This is a genomic window from Janthinobacterium sp. GMG2, from assembly GCF_033949445.1.
Taxonomy (GTDB): Bacteria; Pseudomonadota; Gammaproteobacteria; order Burkholderiales; family Burkholderiaceae_D; genus Janthinobacterium; species Janthinobacterium aestuarii.
In genome coordinates, this window is sequence record NZ_JAXAWA010000002.1 from 320,481 (window position 1) to 335,762 (window position 15,282).

Sequence of the window (15,282 nt, forward strand, 5' to 3'; positions counted from 1 at the left end):
GTATATATAACTTGAAATAAAGGACATCATTATGAAAATCTACCGCGAATTTTGCCGCTTGCGCGACCTTCATACACCTGGAGCGAACGTTCCTAAACATACCGAAGCTGACGCTTTTTTTATGGCCGCCACCCAACTAGTTGTGCCAGACGGCTACAAACTCGTGCCGCTTGAGCCTACACCTGAGATTATCGCCGCTGCGGCAATAGCTGTCTGGCCTACGGCTACACCTGCGGATGTTGCCTTGGCGCGCCTGGCAGCGCCGATCGTCTTGATGCAGATGGATATGGCGCCAGGCACGACAGCCGACGCGGTCGCCGGCATGCTTGCCACGATGGCGCCTGCATACCGCGCAATGCTGGCGGCCGCACCTATTCCACCCGCGGCCGAACAGCATGCCGATGACGCTGCCGTCGACCGCTTTGCGCATGCTATGAAGGAAAAATTGGCCTTAGCACGCGCAAAGGGGCGCGGCGGCTGGGACGACCCGGAGGAGTGTAGCGTGGACGATCTGACAACCATGCTGCGCAATCAGGCAAATGGAGGCGACCCAGTTGATGCAGGTAACTTCGCAATGATGATTCACCAACGAGGCGGAAAAATCGCGCGGCCAGCATTTGCGCGCGCCGATGGCATCGAACATGCCGAGCTACAAACGGTATTGGCAGGTCGCTTCTCGCATTGTCGCCCAGCATATCCAGCCGGCATCGCCGCCTGGGCCAGTGCAGCGCTGGCAGATGACAGCGAAAGCAATGGCGACTTACGCTATCCGGCCAAGATGACGGCAGCACTTGCCGATGTTCTTGGATTGCCGAATTTTCGTACAGGACCAATCGCACACGTATATCGCGCAGCTGGTGCCGAGATCCGCACCAAATGCGAGGACGAACAGGCTTTCGTGCTCGACCGGTATCTTCGCCTGGCGATCGAGCACGGTGATGACTGGCGCACGGCCGCGGCGGCCGATCTCAAGGCAGCGCACGAACGGGCTGAAGCCGGCAAGGCGGTGAAATCATGAGCCGCCTTCCGGACTGCTTCGCCCCCAAGCCCTTGCCGAAGCCGATCAGCGCGGCTCGCTGGGTACCGCTGGCAAAAAAGCACGGGCTGAATATCGAATGGGAAACCAAATGCGTCGGCAACATCGGAATTACTGAATTCTGGGGCGGCCCTTGTTTTGAGCCGGATGTTGGCGCTTGCGTGGTGAAGGTAGCCAAGATGATCGAGGCATCTGCCGAAAGGAAAAGTCCATGATGCACGGCCAACTTGCGGGCGTGATCCCGCGCAGTTCTCAAGCTAGTCGCCCAGCAGCTGACGGACCAGCTGAAAACGTGAAGGCGAGCGGTACCTTCCTGACTGCAGATGATGTCGCAGTTTTAACTGGGCGCAAGCTCAAAGGCCTGCAGGTGCAGGCCCTGCGAGCAATGGGAGTTCCATTTTTTATCAATGCTATCGGGCGACCCGTCGTGGCGAGAACAGCCATAGACGGCAAGACGGCAGCAGCACCCCAGGAAAAATCCCCTTGGGTTCCACCTGGATTGAGGATGAAATAACGCATGGGACGAGTTCCAACCAGAAATAAAAACCTGCCGACGGGCATGCGAGCGCGCCATCGCGGTCGGATTACCTATTACTTCCTGGATACGGGCAAACGGCCGCGAAGCGAAATATCGCTTGGCTCGGACTATGTCGAGGCTGTGCGGAAATGGGCAGAGTTGACGGCCAGCGCGATTCCATCAGCAACACGGCCGACTTTTCGCATGGTGGCTGAGCGCTATATCCGGGAGGTCATGAATAAAAAAGGCCTGGATACGCAACGCAAGAACATGAACGAGCTGGCGCACCTGTACCAGTTCTTCGATGATCGTCAAGAGCCGATGGATTCCATTCTGCCGGTAATGGTGCGCCAATACCTGACGTGGAGGTCGACCAGCATAGCCGAAGAGCAACGGAAAAAGAACGCCAGCTTGGCGGCGCGTGGCAAACCCGTGCCCGACTGGACCGGCAAGGAAGGGCAAGTTGCGGCCAATCGGGATAAGGCGCTGCTGTCGCATATCTGGAATTTTGCACGTGGCGCTGGCTTGACCAATCAAGCTAACCCGTGTTCAGGGATCAAGGGCTTCAAGGAGGAGGGAAGGGACGTATACGTCGACAATGAAGTGTTTTCAGCCGTATATGCCGCGGCAGCGTCAGGACTGCGAGACGCACTCGATTTGGCTTACCTCACTGGCCAGCGACCGGCCGACATACTGAAGATTACGCGCGCCAATTTGAAAGATGGCGCAATCGAAATAAACCAGAATAAAACACGCAAAAAATTACGGATCGAGATCGTAGGTGAGCTGGCGGCGTTGCTGGAACTGATCGACAAGCGCCCGGTCGTCGGCATAGGACTGATCAATAACGACGATGGCCAGCAGATGACGAAATACATGCTGCGATATGCATTTGAAGCGGCGCGCGCGAAAGCGGCCGCCGACAATCCAGGAATAGCCAAAGACATCAAGAATTTTCAGTTCCGGGATTTGCGAGCCAAGGCCGGCACGGATACGGAGGAAATTAGCGGAATTGCAGCGGCACAAGCGCAGCTGGGGCACACCACAACGGCCATGACAGCCAGGTATGTGCGACATCGGCGAGGCAAGCTCGTCAAGCCTACAAAATAGCTACGGGAGACTTTTTGCGGAACAAAACCAGCTTTGCGGAACTGGTGGGAACGAGAAAAATAGTGGTCACTATCTCTGTAAAATGCATGTGCGCTGGTGCCCGGAGCCGGAATCGAACCGGCACGCCCTTACAGGCGGGAGATTTTAAGTCTCCAGTGTCTACCAGTTTCACCATCCGGGCAGCGCGGCGAGATTCTAGCACAGGTGATGCGCATCACGCCATCTCGTGCCTGAGCCGCACTGTCCGGTTTGCGCCGGACAGTGCGGTTTTATCTACCGGCGGTCAGAACGTTGCCTTGAACTGCACCCCATACGTGCGCGGTTCGTTGACGATGCCCGTCAGGTTGTCGAAATCGATCGCGCCCAGCGACTGGACCTGGTTGGTGATGTTGCGGCCGTATGCGGAGAGCTCGTATTTGTCCCATTTGTAGCCGACGCGCAAGCCGCCTTCGAGCAATTCCTTGGCCTTGTATTCCTTCGCTTCATACAGGAAGAAGTTGTAGCTGGTGCGGTAGGCCCAGTCCGTGTAGGCGTAGAACTCGCCATTGGCGAGGGGAATGCTGTACTTCAGGGTGAAGTTGGTCTGCCATTCCGGCGCGCGCGGCAGCGGGTTGCCGTCGATGTAGGCCGTGCCTTTGAACGGGCCCAGCGGGTCGGTCACGGTGCAGCCGCTGGCCGGGTTGTTTTGCGCGTTGCCGCAGCTTTGCACGAACAGCTTCTTGTCCTGGATTTCCGTGTGGTTGTAGCTGCCGCCCAGGGTCATGCTGAGCGAATCGCTGAGGTTAGCCTGGAAATCGAGTTCCACGCCACGGCCCGTGGCCTTGTCGGCGTTGATCAGCTGGTTCATGTTGACAGCGCCGCTGCCGGCCGTCAATTGCTTGTCCTTGACCCGGTACTGGAACACGGCCAGGCTCAGGCGTGCGCGCTTGTCGAACAGGTCCTGCTTGATGCCTGCCTCGACGGACAAGGCTTTCTCGGCGCCGGCAAACGAAGGGCGGTCGGCCAGGCCGTTCAGGCGTCCCTGCATCGACGGCGCGCGGTAGCCGGTGGCGATGCGCGCGTAGGCATTCGTTTCCGGCGTGAGCACATAGGTGCCGCTCAAGTCCCAGCTGACGTTGTGCGACGTGTCGTTCAGGTTGAAGGGGCCGGCCGTGGTCGCTTCCACACGCTTGGCCGAGAAATCCTTCTTGTCGGTCGTGTAGCGCAGGCCGGCGCGCAGTTTCAGGGCGTCCGAGACCGTGTAGTTGAGCGAGCCGAAGGCCGCGTACGACTTCGAGCTCTGGTTTTGCGTCGCGTAGTTCGGGCTTTGCGGATTGCCGGGCGCCAGGCTGTTGAAGCCGATGCTGTCGATCTGGATATCTTCCTTGAAATAGAACAGGCCGCCTATCCATTGCAGCGGGCCGCGGGCAGACGACTCGGCGCGGAATTCCTGCGAAATCTGCTTGTGGTTGGGGATCACGTCGGCCGTTTCCACGACGAAGGGGATGAAGCCGGGGCCCATCGGCGGCGCGTATACGGCGCCATAGCCGCCGTCGACGTCGGCGCGGCTGAAGAAATCGAGTTTTTCGTAGCCGGTGATCGAATGCAGGGTGACGCCCGGCAAGTCCCATTTCAGGCGCATGCTGCCGCCCTTGGTTTTCAGGTGCTGGCGGTTGATGCCGTCGGTCGGGTAGTTATCGTAATCAAAGCCGTCGACCAGGTCATTCGTGCCCTGTTTCAGGATATTCGCGCGGAACAAGGTGGCCGTGCCATCGAGGTTGCGCGCATGCACGTTGAACAGGGCGCTGAAGTCGCGCGTGGGCTTGACGAGCACCTGCAGGCGGGCGGCGCTGTCTTCATAGCCTTCGAAGTCGCGCGTGCCGGTGGGGCGCGGGTTGTGCACGCGGTCGTCGCGGCGTTGCGTCTGGCCGGAAAAGCGCAGGGCGACGGTGTCGCTGACGGGCACGTTGAAGGCGCCTTCCAGGTTCTTCATGCCATCCTTGCCGAAGCCGCCGCTCAGGTAGCCTTCCGTCTTGAAGACGGGCTTGGCGGAATCGAACTTGATCACGCCGGCCGGCGAGTTGCGGCCGAACAGGGTGCCTTGCGGGCCGCGCAGCACCTCGACCTGGTCGACGTCAAACACGGGAAAACCCTTGAGCATGGCGTTTTCCTGCACCACGTCATCCATCACCAGGCCCACCGGCTGCGAGGCGTTCAGGTCGAAGTCGGTATTGCCCAGGCCGCGAATGTAGAAGCGGGGGAAGGTGCGGCCGTAATCCGATTCGACGGAGACGCTGGGCGAGCGGCTGTTGAGGAAGCGGATGTCGGCGCCGCCGGCCGTCAGGGTGTCGAGTTTGTCCCCCTTCAGGGTGGCGATCGACATGGGTACGTCCTTGATGTTTTCCGCGCGCCGCTGCGCCGTCACGATCACCGTTTCCAGCTGGCCAGGACCGGCCTGTGCCGCCGGAGCGGCAGGGGCGTCGGCGGCCGGCGCCGGGATGTTGTCCTGTGCCATCGCCTGCAAGGGGAAGGCGGCAGCGATTGCCAGGGCAATCAGGGTGTGGCGTACTGTGCTGGCATGCGGTGTCATCATGAAACGGCTCCTGTCGGTCGAGGTTGTTGGGGGCATGCAAGCTGGCGCTGGCCAGCTGAACGAAAAATCATGCTAGCACGGAAAGTTTTGGTATTCATGCCATTTTCCAGCGGCGGCTATTCATATCTGTTTCGACTGAATACACGAATAAAATCGTATTTGTCGTCAATATCTGGTGGGTGCATAGTGGAGTGCCGGCAGGCTTGTGCGAGCGCAACAGCGGCCTGGCATGGTGGTGGAGTTTCCTGCGGGAGCGCAAACAGAGCGATGGTTTTTGCGGCGCTGCCTGTGCCCGGGCACGGGAAATACAACAACTGCCACAGATTTTTTTGGAACGGGGCTTGTTGTTGCTGCGCGACAGGAAGGCGACGCCTGCGGCTATCTCCCTGTGCGTGTGACGTGGGGCACGCGTGACCGCATGCCCGGTCTGGTCAATTAAAACTCTTCCCAATCGCCGGCCGTCACGGCTTCCGCTTGTACCGAACGGTGTTTTGCCGGTGTGGCCTGGCGCTTGACGGGGCTGCTGGCAGGCGCCGGTACCAGGCGCAGCGGCTTGCGGCTGGCGCGCGCTGGCGTGGGTGCCGCCACCGCTACATGGCTGTCGTGCGTCTTGAAGATGCTCACGGTTTGCACCAGGTGGCTGGCCTGGTCGCGCAGCGATTCGGCCGCCGCCGCCGCTTCTTCCACCAGGGCCGCGTTTTGCTGCGTGACGCTATCCATCTGGGCGACAGCCTGGTTGATCTGCTCGATGCCGGTGGACTGTTCCTGGCTGGCCACCGTGATTTCCGCGATGATGTTGCTGACGCGGGCGACGCTGGCAACCACCTCGGACATCGTCGTGCCCGCTTGCGCTGCCAGCCTGGAGCCCGCATCGACGCGGCTCACGGAATCATCGATCAGCGCCTTGATTTCCTTGGCCGCGCTGGCGCTGCGCTGCGCCAGGCCGCGCACCTCAGTGGCCACGACGGCGAAGCCGCGGCCCTGTTCGCCGGCACGCGCCGCTTCCACTGCTGCATTCAGGGCCAGGATATTGGTCTGGAAGGCGATGCCGTCGATGACGCTGATGATGTCGACAATCTTGCGCGACGACTCGCTGATCAGGTCCATGGTGCCCATCACTTGGCCCACCACGGCGCCACCCTTGCTGGCGACCTCCGATGCCGTCGTGGCCAGCACATTGGCTTCGCGGGCATTTTCCGCATTCTTGCGCACGGTGCTCGTGAGTTCTTCCATCGAAGACGCGGTTTCTTCCAGTGAACTGGCTTGCTGTTCCGTGCGCAGCGACAGGTCGCTATTGCCGGTGGAGATTTCCTCGGCGGCCAATGAGACCGTGTCGGAATCCTGGCGCACGGAAGACACTACCGAAGTCAGCGACTCCTGCATGCGCTGCAGCGCCGACAGCACGCTGACGCTATCGGTCGGTGCAACACTGAGTTTGCCAGTCAGATCGCCAGCGGCAAGCAGGCTGACGGCGTCGCACAGCTGTTTCGGTTCTGCGCCCAGCGCCTTGAGCAGGCTACGCGTGATGAGCCAGCCAGCCAGGCCCGCCAGCACGATGGACAGCAAGCTGGCGCCGATGAGGATATTCCTGTTGAGAATGTAGTGCTCCTTGTCTTCCTGCAGGATGACGGCGGAGTGCCTGTCCGTCAGGGCGAAATATTCATCGCTGGCGGCGACGAGGGCGGCCAGCAGCGGGCGGCATTCCTCGTTCATCTTGACGATGGCTTGTTCGGTTTTCTTTTGCAGCGCCAGGTCGACGATGCCTAGCGCCACGGGAGCATAGCGTTTTTCGATGCTGTCGATCTTGCTGATGATGGCGCGCACCTCGTCCGATACTTCCGGCTGCTGTGCCAGTTGCAGCAGCTGCTGCATGTTCTTGACGACATCGGCATGCGCCTGCAAGACCTGCTTGCGTTCGATTTCCAGGTCTTCCGGTTTGGTGACGAGCACCAGGTTCCTGGCCGCCACGGCACGCATGTCGATCGCGTCACGCACGCGGTGCGCCTTATTGGCGCGGGCCGTGATGCCGTTGACATACTGGTCAAAGCCGGCGTTGAAGGTGGAAAAACTCCGCACGGACAGGATCGAGATGCCGATGAGGAAAAAGACCAGCAGGCCGAAAGCCAGAGTGAGCTGGGTGCGTACGGTGAATTTATCCATGATGTCTCTCCCAAAATACGTGGTGACGATTAGAAAGGGGGCTTGCGTGGGACGGGTGGCAGGCACTTGCCTGGCAGCGGGTCATGCCTTACGCAGTGCTTTTCTATCCAGAACACGGATTCGTGGTGCGAGGATCGAATTAATTCAAAAAACCGATTTAGATAATTTATTTGTTTTATTTATTAAATTCATTGTCGCACAAAAAATTCATTAAATCAATCAGATTTTGCGTGTCAAAAAACAACTTTTCGACATGGGATACTTGTTCAGACAGGTATCGGCGTACCTTGGTGAAAGGTCATTTGCCAGCGGCCATCGCGCCACTTCCACAGCGAACTGCGCAAGCTGGCGCCGGCGGGCAGGGCGCCCCCGGCGTGGCGTTGCGAACGGTAGGTAACGAAGGCTACATCGTCGGCCAGCAAGCGGGCCTGAAAATCGCTGATGCTGCGCGGGCAAAAGTCTTCCGCCGGCAAGTCCGCCAGTGTCGCCGCGCGCGTCCACAGCGTGCCCGAGCTGCCGAATTCGATGAACTCGTCGGCCAGCAATGCCGCCAGCCTGGCGCTGTCGGCACGCACGGCCTGGCTTTGCAGCGCCGCTTCCAGCGCCTGCAGCTGCGCCGCCAGATCCGTGGCGTCCGGCCCCTCCGGCCCCGTCATCAGATGGGAAACGCGCCGGCGCCCGATACATTCAGGCAGGCGACCTTGTCGCTGGAAAAGTATTTGATCTGTCCCAAGCCGATGGCGTAGCAGCCGTCGCTGAGCGGGGAAATGGGGCCGGTGAGTTTTTCACCGTTGATCAAGGTCACCACCCAGGGCGTGGTGGCCGGTTTGCCTGCGTGGGTCAGGGCGTGTTGTACCAGGTCTGACATGCTGCCTCCAAAGAAATGTGGTTGGGCAGATGATAGCAGTGCGCGGCCGTTTTAAGCGTCGGCCAGCAGATTCTTGGGCAGCGCCACCGACGTGAGTTTCCAGCTCCACAGGCCATCGCGCGTCAGGGTCAATTCGCCGATATGGCTTTTGCTGTGGGCGCGCTGCACCACGACGCTGTTCCAGGACGTGTAGCGCAGTTTGTAGTCGGGCTTGGTGTTGCGCTTGCGGCCGCTGATGTCGCTGACCTTGGCGAGTGGCTTTTCGTAGCGGTCATTGAGCTTCATCAAGGCGACGATGCCTTCGGGCATCAGCATGGTGTCGAGCAAGGGATCGATGACGTCGGGACTGATGTCGTCGGCCACTTCCGGCGCCGAGAACAGGGCATGCAGTTGCTGCCCGAGACTGCCGCGCAGCTGTGGCAGGTCGATCTGTGCAGCCAGGGCCTGGCTATCCTCGTCCATGGTGGCCGCGCGGATCTTGTCCATGGTGAAATACGGGCTGCCATAGAAGACGCCGGCCAGCGAGACCAGTACCGCTACAGCGAGAAACATCAATCTTTTCATCTGCGATCTCTCGGATCCCTGGCGACCCGGTGCGCCTGAAGTGTTGGCATTCTACATAATATTTCCCAAAATCAATATGGCGGTTTAGGTAAGTGTTGTTTTAGATCAAGTTTCGTCAGAGTAATTCCGGCGGCAAGGTAATGTCCGCCAGTTTCCAGTCCCAGATGCCATGGCGGCGCAGCAGGAACTGGCTGGCCGCAGAGCCGGCGCCGCTGCGCCGCAGCACCACTTCATTCCACGAGCGGTATGCCATGCCGAAGTCGTGGCGCTTGCCGTCCGCCCCCTGCTTGCCGTGCAGGATCAGCACCGTGATGCCGGGCGGCGAGACGATGGTGTCGAGCATTTCCTTGAAATCGTCTTCATTGGCCGTTTCACCGGCCGCCCGCAGCTGGCGCGCCACGCTGGCCCGCACGGCGGGCAGGTCGGCCTGCTGCGCCAGGGTTTCCAGGCGCACGGATTTTGCCGCGATGCTGATGCGGTACATGGCGATGTAGGGGCTGACCCAGGTGAAGCCGATGGCGGCAACGCCAAAAATGATCGCGGTGGCGTACTTTCTTTTCATGGTCCGTGTTTTTGTATGAGCTGTGCCGCCGTGATTTTACCCGGCCAGGCATGTCGGATGGTGTAGCATTCGTGCCGGCGCGGACCATCGCGCCGCAATATTGAGGACAACCATGAATATCACTATCAATCAGGTGCTGCAGTCGTATATCGACCCGCTCACCGCCAGCGAGTACGCGGCGCTCGAGCGCAGCCTGCTGGCCGAAGGCTGCCGCGATGCGCTGGTGCTGTGGAACGACGTGCTGATCGACGGGCATAACCGCTACGCCATCTGCCGCCAGCACGGCATCGAATTCAAGACTATCCAGAACACCAGCTTTACCTCGCTCGACGACGTCATGCTGTGGATGATCGACAATCACTTGGCGCGCCGCAGCGTGTCGGATTTCCAGCGCGGCGTGCTTGCCCTGCGCAAGAAGGAAATCGTCGCCGCGCGCAGCCCGGCGCCCGTCAGCGCCCAGGATGCGCCCGACGGCGAAAACGCGCCCAAGCCCCCCATGAGCACGCGCGAAGAAGTCGCCAAGGCGGCGCGGTTGAGCAGCAACCAGATCAGCCAGATCGAGAAAATCCAGAAAGCGGCGTCGCCGGAACTGGTGGAAGCCGTCCGTTCGGGCACGATCTCCATCAATGCGGCGGCCACCGTGGCATCCCTGCCGCCGGAAGAACAGGTGGCAGCCGTCGCCGGTGGTAAAAAACTGCTGCGCCAGGCGGCCAAGGAAATCCGCGAACAGCGCGCCGCCACGCGCACGCCGCGTGAGCCGAAAGTCCACGTGTCGCAGGATACGCCGGAAACGGGCAACGAGCCGTGGGCGGACAACGCGGCCCAGGCACCTGGTGAGGCGGAGCGCCTGCGCGGCGAGATCGCCAGCCTGAAACAGAAGGTGGCGCAGCTGCAGGCGGAAAATGTGGAACTCAACCAGCGGATTGCAACTCTCATCGACGCATCCTGATTATTGGAGTAGTGAATGCCAGCTCGCCGTGCCTTGTTTGCCGCCATCGCCTGCGGTGCCGTCGCCGCTCCTCCCGTGCTGGCCGCGCCCGCCGTTTCTGTCACTGACATGGCCCGCTGGCAGGCGCAGGCCGCCCATGTCAGCATCGCGCGCGACACCTGGGGCGTGCCCCATGTGACGGGCAAGACGGATGCGGATGCCGTCTTTGGCCTGATGTATGCGCAGGCCGAGGACGATTTCCCGCGCGTGGAACTCAATTACATCAACGCCATGGGGCGGCTGGCGGAAGTGGAGGGCGAACGGGAGCTGTACCGCGACCTGCGCATGAAGCTCTTCATCGACCCGCTTGAGCTGCAGGCGCAGTACCGCGCCAGCCCGCCGTGGCTGCGCAAGTTGATGGATGCGTTTGCCGATGGCTTGAATTTTTACCTGGCCACGCATCCGCACGTCAAACCCAGGCTGATCGCGCATTTCGAGCCGTGGATGGCCCTGAGTTTCAGCGAGGGCAGCATCGGCGGCGATATCGAATCGATCAACCTGGCGCAGCTCGAAGCGTTTTACGGCCAGCAGACCAGGCCCGCCACCGTGGTGCTGGCCAGCGTGGAAACTGGATTGGAGCCGGAGCCGAGCGGCTCGAACGGTTTCGCCATCGCGCCCGCGATCACGAAAAATGGCCATGCGCTGCTGATGATCAATCCACACACCTCGTTCTACTTCCGCCCCGAAGTGCAAGTCACCAGCGGCGAAGGCCTGAATGCATATGGCGCCGTTACCTGGGGTCAGTTCTTCGTCTACCAGGGTTTTAACGACCGCCTCGGCTGGATGCATACCTCGGGTGGCGGCGACGTCATCGACGAATACCTGGAAAGCATCGTCGACAAGGATGGCGCCTGGTTCTACCGCTATGACGGCGGCCTGCGCGCCTTGAAATCTGTGCCGATTACCTTGCCATATAAACTGGCGAACGGCGGCATGGGCTCGAAAACCATCACCGTCTACTACAGCCATCATGGCCCCATCGTGCGTGCCCAGGATGGACGCTGGGTAGCCGTGCGCCTGATGAACGAACCCTTGAAGGCGTTGACGCAGTCGTACACGCGCACCAAGGCGCGCGATTACGCGGCGTTTTACCAGACGATGGAACTGCGCACGAATTCGTCGAACAATACCGTGTACGCGGATGCGGACGGCAATATCGCCTACTTTCATGGCAATTTCATCCCCGTGCGCGACCCGCGCTTCAACTGGAAACAGCCCGTCGACGGCAGTGACCCGGCCACGGAATGGAAAGGGTTGCACACGGTGGCGCAAACGATCACCCTGTTCAATCCGAAGAATGGCTGGATACAGAACACGAACAACTGGCCGTATTCGGCGGCCGGCGCCCACAGCCCGCGCCAGCAGGACTACCCCGCCTACATGTCCGTGTATGGCGAAAACGCGCGCGGCCTGCACGCCGTCAAGGTTTTGCAGAACAAGAAGGATTTCACGCTCGACAGCCTGATCGCTGCCTCGTACGACAGCGAACTGACGGCGTTCGAAGCGCTGCTGCCGCCGCTGTTCGCGGCATACGATGCGCTGCCGGCGGGTGACGCGCAACAGCTGGCGCTGGCCGACAAGGTGGCTTTGCTGCGGGCCTGGGACTGGCGCTATTCACTGACGTCCACGGCCACCTCGCTGGCCGTGTTCTGGGGCCAGGAGCTGGCCGAGCTGGCAGGGAAACAGGCGCGCGAGCAGGGCGTCCCCGTGGTCGATTTTCTGGCGACGGAGAACGTCACGGCGGCGCAACGGCTGGCTGCCCTGGCGACGGCGGCGGATAAACTGCAGCGCGATTTCGGCAACTGGCAAACGCCCTGGGGCGAGATCAACCGCTTCCAGCGCCTGACGGGCGACGTGGTGCAGCCGTTCGACGATGCGCAAGCCAGCTTGCCCGTGCCTTATGCGTCGGGCAACTGGGGCGCGCTGGCCGCGTATGGGCAGAGCAGCAAGAGCACCGATAGCAAACAGCGGCGTATTTACGGCGAGCGTGGCAACAGCTTTGTCGCGGCCGTGGAATTCGGTCCGCGCATCAAGGCGAAAAGCATCCTTGCCGGTGGCCAGAGCGGGGACCCGACATCGCCGCATTTCAAGGACCAGGCGGCCATGTATGCGCGCGGCGAGTTCAAGGAGGTGCTGTTTTATCCCGAAGACGTGGCGAAGCACCTGGAGCGCAGGTACCGGCCGGGGGAGTGAAGTTGGTGAGGTGTCGGATTACGCCCTCGCGGGCTAATCCGACCTACCTGCCACGGTATACCGTAGGTCGGATTAGCGCAGCGTAATCCGACAATCATCCACTCAAATCGCATCGAGCGCCGTGCGCAGATCATGCCGCAAATCCTCGATATCCTCGATCCCCACCGACAGCCGGATCAAGCCATCCCCGATGCCCAGCCTTGCCCGTTGTTCGGCCGGGATGCTGGCGTGCGTCATCAGGGCGGGGTGCTCGATCAGGCTTTCCACGCCGCCCAGGCTTTCGGCCAGGGCGAATACTTCGCAGCGCTCGAGGAAGCGCCGCGCGCCGGCCAAATCCGTGTCCAGGTCGATCGAGATGATGCCGCCGAAACCGTCCATCTGGCGCTGCGCCAGCGCGTGCTGCGGGTGCGAGGCCAGTCCCGGATAAAACACTTTGCGTACTTCCTTTTGCTGTTCCAGCCACTGCGCCAGGGCCAGGGCGCTTTCGCAATGGCGCTGCATGCGGATGGCCAGGGTTTTCACGCCGCGCAACGCTAAAAAACTGTCGAACGGGCCGGCAATCGCGCCCACCGAGTTTTGCAAAAAGCCCAGCTGTTCGCGCCATTCCGCCTGGCGTTCTTCCGCACCGACGATGGCGATGCCGCCGATGATGTCCGAGTGGCCGTTCAAATACTTGGTGGTCGAATGCACGACGATATCGAAGCCATGCTCCAGCGGGCGCTGCACCAGCGGACTGGCGAAAGTATTGTCGGCCACGGCGATGATGCCCCGCGCGCGGCAGATGTCGGCGATCGCCCGCAAGTCGGCCAGTTTCAGCATCGGGTTGGTGGGCGTTTCCACCCACACCATCTTTGTTTCCGGGCGCAGCGCGGCCAGCAGGTTCTCGGGATTGGTCAGGTCGACATACGTGAATTCGTGACCGGCCGAGCGCCGGCGCACCCGTTCGAATAAACGGTAGGTGCCGCCATACATGTCGTCGCCGGCGACGATATGGCTGCCAGCATCGAGCAATTCCAGCACGGACGAAATGGCGGCCAGGCCCGAGGCGAACGCGAACGCCGCGCTGCCGCCTTCCAGGTCGGCCACGCAGCGCTCGAGCGCCCAGCGCGTGGGATTGTGCGAGCGGCCATAGTCGAGGCCCTTGTGCACGCCGGGGCTGTCCTGTACGAAGGTGGAGGTGGCGTAAATGGGCGGCATGATGGCGCCCGTCGACGGGTCGGGCGACTGGCCGGCGTGGATGACGCGCGTGGCGAGGCGGCTCTTGCGGGTGGTTTCCTGGCTCAAGATAGTGTCCTGCGTAAGTGGTTGAGAAGGTCGAAGCGGGTGATCAGGCCATAGAAGGCGGCATCGTCGGCAACTACGGCCGTCAAGCCCCGGTCCAGGGTGGCGCGCAGGGCGGACAAGCCGCTTGACGGCGCCAGCGTTTCGATCTGCGTCGTCATGGTGGCGCCCACCAGTGAGGCGAAATGGGCGGCGTCGCCGGAGACGTGCAGCAGCAAGTCCGATTCATCGATGATGCCAACCAGCTTGCCGTCGTCGATGACGGGCAGCTGCGCCAGGTCGCTGGCGCGCATGCGGTTGAAGGCCGTGAGCAGGGTATCGCCCGGGGCCACGCTGACGACGTCGCCCTCGTCGTAGCGGCGTCCGATCAGGTCGCGCAAGTCGCCGGACACGGCGCGCTGCAACAGACCCTGGTCGCGCATCCAGCCGTCGTTGTAAACTTTGGATAGATAGCGCGTGCCCGTATCGCACACAAACGTGACGACCCGCTTCGGCGTCGTCTGCTCGCGGCAGTATTTGAGGGCGGCGGCCAGCAGGGTGCCGGTGGACGAGCCCCCTAAAATGCCTTCGGCGCGCAAGAGGGCGCGCGCGGAATCAAAGCTTTCCTGGTCCGTGATGGTGTAGGCCTTCGTCACGCTGTCCATGTCGGCGATAGCCGGGATGAAGTCTTCGCCGATGCCTTCGACGGCCCATGAGCCGCTCGTGTCGGCCACTTTGCCCGTGTCGATGTATTCGGTGAGGATGGACCCTTGCGGGTCGGCCAGCACGAATTCGAGCTTGGGCTGCGCCTTGCGGAAGTAGCGGGTCAGGCCCGTCAAGGTGCCGGACGAGCCGACGCCGACGACGATGGCGTCCACGTCATGCCCGCTTTGCTCCCAGATTTCGGGCGCCGTCGTCGTTTCGTGGGCCAGCGGATTGGCGGGATTGTTGAACTGGTCGGCGAAGAAGGCGCCCGGCAGTTCGCGCGCCAGGCGCGCCGCGTAATCCTGGTAGTACTCGGGATGGCCCTTGCCCACGTCCGAGCGCGTGGTGTGCACTTCCGCGCCCAGGGCTTTCAGGTGCAGCACTTTTTCCGTCGACATCTTGTCGGGTACGACGAGAATCACGCGGTAGCCCTTGATGCGGCCGACCAGCGCCAGGCCGATGCCCGTGTTGCCGGCCGTCGCCTCGACGATGGTGCCGCCCGGCTGCAAACGGCCGTCCGCTTCGGCCGCCTCGATGATGGACAGGCCGATGCGGTCCTTGATGGAACCGCCGGGGTTTTGCGATTCCAGTTTCAGGAACAGCTGGCACAGGCCCGTGTCGAGCCTGGTCACTTCGACCAGCGGGGTATTGCCGATCAGCTTGTATAGCGCTGGCGGCTGGGATGGGGATGGCATTCGATCATTCATGGTGGCTCCTGTCAGAGAAACAACGGCTCCGGATTGTGTC

General features: G+C 61.5%; 15 protein-coding genes and 1 tRNA gene. 7 read left to right on the plus strand and 9 right to left on the minus strand.

Going from position 1 to position 15,282, the window contains the following annotated elements:
• The first annotated feature begins 31 nt into the window (after positions 1-31).
• The 4 genes from SKZ59_RS07495 to SKZ59_RS07510 are packed head-to-tail and all read left to right on the plus strand — an operon-like array spanning position 32 to position 2,663.
• The gene (locus SKZ59_RS07495) at positions 32-1,018 is read left to right on the plus strand and encodes a hypothetical protein (protein ID WP_319991270.1); all 987 of its coding nucleotides are present in this window, start codon (positions 32-34) and stop codon (positions 1,016-1,018) included.
• Positions 1,015-1,251 carry a hypothetical protein gene (locus SKZ59_RS07500; RefSeq protein ID WP_319991271.1) on the plus strand — a complete coding sequence of 79 codons (237 nt, stop codon included), beginning with the start codon at positions 1,015-1,017 and terminating at the stop codon, positions 1,249-1,251. The genes SKZ59_RS07495 and SKZ59_RS07500 overlap by 4 nt, the downstream gene beginning before the upstream one ends.
• Positions 1,248-1,550 carry a DUF4224 domain-containing protein gene (locus SKZ59_RS07505; RefSeq protein WP_319991272.1) on the plus strand — a complete coding sequence of 101 codons (303 nt, stop codon included), beginning with the start codon at positions 1,248-1,250 and terminating at the stop codon, positions 1,548-1,550. Before SKZ59_RS07500 ends, SKZ59_RS07505 begins: the two co-directional genes overlap by 4 nt.
• 3 nt (positions 1,551-1,553) lie before the next feature.
• Positions 1,554-2,663, plus strand: coding sequence for a tyrosine-type recombinase/integrase (locus SKZ59_RS07510; protein ID WP_319991273.1), 1,110 nt, complete (start codon positions 1,554-1,556; stop codon positions 2,661-2,663).
• 94 nt (positions 2,664-2,757) lie between these two features.
• Here the strand turns inward: SKZ59_RS07510 and SKZ59_RS07515 are convergent.
• From SKZ59_RS07515 to SKZ59_RS07525, 3 genes are all read right to left on the minus strand, one after another.
• A tRNA-Leu gene (locus tag SKZ59_RS07515) sits at positions 2,758-2,844 on the minus strand.
• Between the two features lie 102 nt (positions 2,845-2,946).
• Positions 2,947-5,232 (minus strand): TonB-dependent receptor, encoded by a 2,286-nt coding sequence (locus tag SKZ59_RS07520; RefSeq protein ID WP_319991884.1) that lies wholly within the window; start codon positions 5,230-5,232, stop codon positions 2,947-2,949.
• Positions 5,233-5,670: 438 nt separating this feature from the next.
• Complete coding sequence (locus SKZ59_RS07525; RefSeq protein WP_319991274.1) at positions 5,671-7,395, minus strand: methyl-accepting chemotaxis protein; 1,725 nt, start codon at positions 7,393-7,395, stop codon at positions 5,671-5,673.
• Here SKZ59_RS07525 and SKZ59_RS07530 point away from each other — a divergent pair.
• The gene (locus SKZ59_RS07530; protein WP_319991275.1) at positions 7,394-7,609 is read left to right on the plus strand and encodes a hypothetical protein; all 216 of its coding nucleotides are present in this window, start codon (positions 7,394-7,396) and stop codon (positions 7,607-7,609) included. The two genes, SKZ59_RS07525 and SKZ59_RS07530, sit on opposite strands and share 2 nt — an antisense overlap.
• A gap of 52 nt (positions 7,610-7,661) precedes the next feature.
• On the opposite strand, the gene SKZ59_RS07535 is transcribed toward SKZ59_RS07530, so the two are convergent.
• The 4 genes from SKZ59_RS07535 to SKZ59_RS07550 all read right to left on the minus strand — a co-directional run bounded on the left by SKZ59_RS07535 (position 7,662) and on the right by SKZ59_RS07550 (position 9,389).
• Positions 7,662-8,051 carry a nuclear transport factor 2 family protein gene (locus SKZ59_RS07535; RefSeq protein WP_319991276.1) on the minus strand — a complete coding sequence of 130 codons (390 nt, stop codon included), beginning with the start codon at positions 8,049-8,051 and terminating at the stop codon, positions 7,662-7,664.
• Positions 8,051-8,263 carry a hypothetical protein gene (locus SKZ59_RS07540; protein WP_034755154.1) on the minus strand — a complete coding sequence of 71 codons (213 nt, stop codon included), beginning with the start codon at positions 8,261-8,263 and terminating at the stop codon, positions 8,051-8,053. The genes SKZ59_RS07535 and SKZ59_RS07540 overlap by 1 nt, the downstream gene beginning before the upstream one ends.
• A 51-nt stretch (positions 8,264-8,314) precedes the next feature.
• Entirely contained in the window at positions 8,315-8,815 is a 501-nt protein-coding gene (locus SKZ59_RS07545) for a DUF2939 domain-containing protein (RefSeq protein ID WP_319991277.1), read from the minus strand.
• Positions 8,816-8,942: 127 nt separating this feature from the next.
• Positions 8,943-9,389, minus strand: coding sequence for a DUF2939 domain-containing protein (locus tag SKZ59_RS07550; RefSeq protein ID WP_319991278.1), 447 nt, complete (start codon positions 9,387-9,389; stop codon positions 8,943-8,945).
• A 112-nt stretch (positions 9,390-9,501) separates the two neighbouring features.
• Between SKZ59_RS07550 and SKZ59_RS07555 the strand changes: the two genes are divergently transcribed.
• Together SKZ59_RS07555 and SKZ59_RS07560 are read left to right on the plus strand one after the other, a co-directional pair.
• On the plus strand, positions 9,502-10,338 hold the full coding sequence (locus tag SKZ59_RS07555) for a hypothetical protein (protein WP_319991279.1): 837 nt from the start codon (positions 9,502-9,504) through the stop codon (positions 10,336-10,338).
• A 15-nt stretch (positions 10,339-10,353) separates the two neighbouring features.
• On the plus strand, positions 10,354-12,570 hold the full coding sequence (locus tag SKZ59_RS07560) for a penicillin acylase family protein (protein ID WP_319991280.1): 2,217 nt from the start codon (positions 10,354-10,356) through the stop codon (positions 12,568-12,570).
• Between the two features lie 102 nt (positions 12,571-12,672).
• On the opposite strand, the gene SKZ59_RS07565 is transcribed toward SKZ59_RS07560, so the two are convergent.
• On the minus strand, positions 12,673-13,854 hold the full coding sequence (locus SKZ59_RS07565; protein WP_319991281.1) for a PLP-dependent aspartate aminotransferase family protein: 1,182 nt from the start codon (positions 13,852-13,854) through the stop codon (positions 12,673-12,675).
• Positions 13,851-15,242: a pyridoxal-phosphate dependent enzyme gene (locus SKZ59_RS07570; protein WP_413774535.1), complete on the minus strand. Its 1,392-nt coding sequence runs from the start codon at positions 15,240-15,242 to the stop codon at positions 13,851-13,853. Before SKZ59_RS07570 ends, SKZ59_RS07565 begins: the two co-directional genes overlap by 4 nt.
• Between the last annotated feature and the right edge of the window lie 40 nt (positions 15,243-15,282).